Here is a 2,722-nt window from a genome sequence, read left to right as displayed (position 1 = left end):
GTGCTGGAGGGGTTTCGGCGGGTGGCCGAGTCGGTGACCTACCGGCAGGTGGAGGCGTCGGGGCCGGTGGCGGTTTCCACGGTGACGGGTGCGCCGGTGTCCGGGGAGTGGGGGTCGGCGGAGTACTGGGTGGAGCATGTGCGGCGGTCGGTGCGGTTCGCCGATGCGGTGGACGCGGCGCGGGGTCTGGGTGTGTCGCGGTGGGTGGAGGTGGGTCCGGACGCGGTGCTGACCGCGCTGGCGGCCCAGGTCCTGGCTGCGGATCCTGCGGACGGCGCGGCCGGTGCGGGCTCTGCAGATGGCACGGACGGTGCGAGTGGTGCGGGTGCCGTGCAGGCGGTGGGGCTGCAGCGGCGGGGCCGGGGCGAGGTCGAGGCGCTGCTGTCCGGGCTGGGTCGGGCGTATGCGCACGGTGTGACGGTGGAGTGGGCGCGGTACTTCTCCGGGTCGGGTGCGCGGCGGGTGGAGTTGCCCACCTACGCCTTCCAGCGCGAGCCGTACTGGATGGATGCGCGTGAGTACCTGATCGCGTCCTGGTTCGGCGAGGAGATCGGGGATGTCACCGCTGCGGGGCTCGACACGGTCGAGCACCCCATGCTGGGAGCGTCCCTCGCCTCACCCGACTCCGGCGGGCTGGTGCTCACCGGCCGGCTGTCCCTGGACGGCCATTCGTGGATCGCCGACCACGAGGTGCTGGGCAGCGTGCTGCTGCCGGGCACCGGGTTCGTGGAGCTGGCGATCCGGGCCGGTGACCAGGTCGGCTGCGGTCTCCTCCAGGAACTCGCCCTGCGCGCACCTCTCGTGCTGGAAGGCCGGGAGGAGCGCCGACTTCAGGTGATCGTGGACGCGCCCGACGGGTCGGGGAAACGCTCGGTGAACGTCTACTCTCGCCCCGGCGGGGAGGACGAGCCGTGGACGCTGCACGCCGAGGGCGTCCTCGCCCCGAGCGCCGCCGCGCCCTCCTTCGACCTGACCCAGTGGCCCCCGGCGGGTGCCGTCCCGGTGGACGTGGACGGAGCCTACGACTTCCTGAACGAGCAGGGGTACGGCTACGGCCCGGTGTTCCAGGGACTGAAGGCGGCCTGGCGTCAGGGAGACGACGTGTTCGCCGAGGTCTCCCTGCCTGAGCAGGCACGTGAGGACGCAGGCCGGTTCGGCCTGCACCCGGCGCTGCTCGACAGCGCGATGCACGCGGCGCTCTTCGACGACGACGGGCGCCGCGGTGGCGCGACGGTGCTGCCGTTCGTCTGGAACGGGGTGACGCTGCACGCCGTCGGCGCGACGGAGCTGCGGGTACGGATCTCCTCCGTCGGCGAGGGCGACATCTCACTGGCGGTGGCGGACGCCGAAGGCGGACCCGTGCTGTCGGTGGAGTCGCTGGTCGGCCGCCCCGTCTCGGCCGAGCAGTTGAGCACCTCGGCGGCGCATCACGACTCGCTGTTCCGGGTCGAGTGGGTCCAGGCCCCCGCCGCCGCCTCCGGCCCGGTGCCGTGGGCGGCCTGGTGGGAGGTGGCCGAGGGCGGTGCGGTGCCCGGGACGGTGGTGTTCGAGTGCCCGGTGCCCGAGACGGACGTGCCCGAGGGGGTGCGGTCGGCCGCCGCCGAGGTGCTGGGGGTGGTGCAGGCGTGGCTGGCCGATGAGCGGTGCGCGGACTCCCGCCTGATGGTGGTGACCCGGGGCGCGGTGGCGCTGCCGGGTGAGGACGTGGACGTGCGGCTGGCTCCGGTGTGGGGTCTGGTGCGGGCGGCGCAGGCGGAGAACCCCGGCCGGTTCGTGCTGGTCGACACCGACGGCATGGCCGAGTCCGGCGAGGCGCTGGGGGCGGTGGCCGCCTCCGGCGAGCCGGAGGCGGCGGTCCGGGCCGGGCGGATCCGGCTGCCGCGCCTGACCCGGACGATGGTCTCCGAGACGGATGAGAGCACCGTCTGGGATGCGGACGGCACGGTGCTGGTGACCGGTGGCACGGGTGGTCTGGGTGCCCTGGTGGCGCGGCACCTGGTGGCGGTGCACGGGGTGCGGCACCTGGTGCTGACCAGCCGGCGAGGGCTGGAGGCGCCGGGTGCGGTGGAGCTGGCCGCCGAGCTGGAGGCGCTGGGGGCGCGGGTGACGGTGGCGGCGTGTGATGTGGCCGACCGGCAGGCACTGGCGGGACTGCTGGCGGCGGTTCCCGCCGAGCATCCGCTGCGGGGTGTGGTGCACGCGGCCGGGGTGGCCGACAACGGGCTGGTGGGCACGTTGTCGCCGGAGCGGATCGATGCGGTGTTCCGGCCGAAGGCGGACGCGGCGTGGTATCTGCACGAGCTGACGGCGGAGCTGGACCTGTCAGCGTTCGTGCTGTTCTCGTCGGCGGGCGGGATGGTGCTGGCGGCGGGTCAGGGCAATTACGCGGCGGCGAACGTGTTCCTGGACGGGCTGGCGGCGCACCGCCGGGCCCAGGGCCTGCCGGCCACCGCCGTCGCCTACGGCCTCTGGGCCACCAGCACCGGCCTGAGCGACCTCCTGGACGAGGCCGAACAGCGGATGCGGCGTCTGGGCCTGCCCGCCGTCTCGGTGCGGGAGGGCCTGGCCCTGTTCGACGCGGCCGTCCTGGCGGACGAGCCCGTGCTGGCGGCCGTCAAGGTCGACCGTACGGCCCTGCGGAGCAGGGGCGACGACCTTCCCGCGCTGTTGCGTGGTCTGGTGCGGGTGCCGGTGCGGCAGGCGGCGCGGGCGGGTGCGGGTG

General features: G+C 74.5%; 1 protein-coding gene. It reads left to right on the top strand.

Annotated features, from left to right (window positions below):
- The coding region (locus tag IEZ07_RS35140) for a type I polyketide synthase (RefSeq protein WP_191898753.1) at nucleotides 1-2,722 on the top strand (2,722 nt) is incomplete at both ends.

The sequence above is a fragment of the Planomonospora parontospora genome (genome assembly GCA_014647935.1).
Taxonomy (GTDB): Bacteria; Actinomycetota; Actinomycetes; order Streptosporangiales; family Streptosporangiaceae; genus Planomonospora; species Planomonospora parontospora.
The sequence above is the reverse complement of the archived record's forward strand: the minus strand, read 5'-3'. Positions and strand labels throughout refer to the sequence as shown.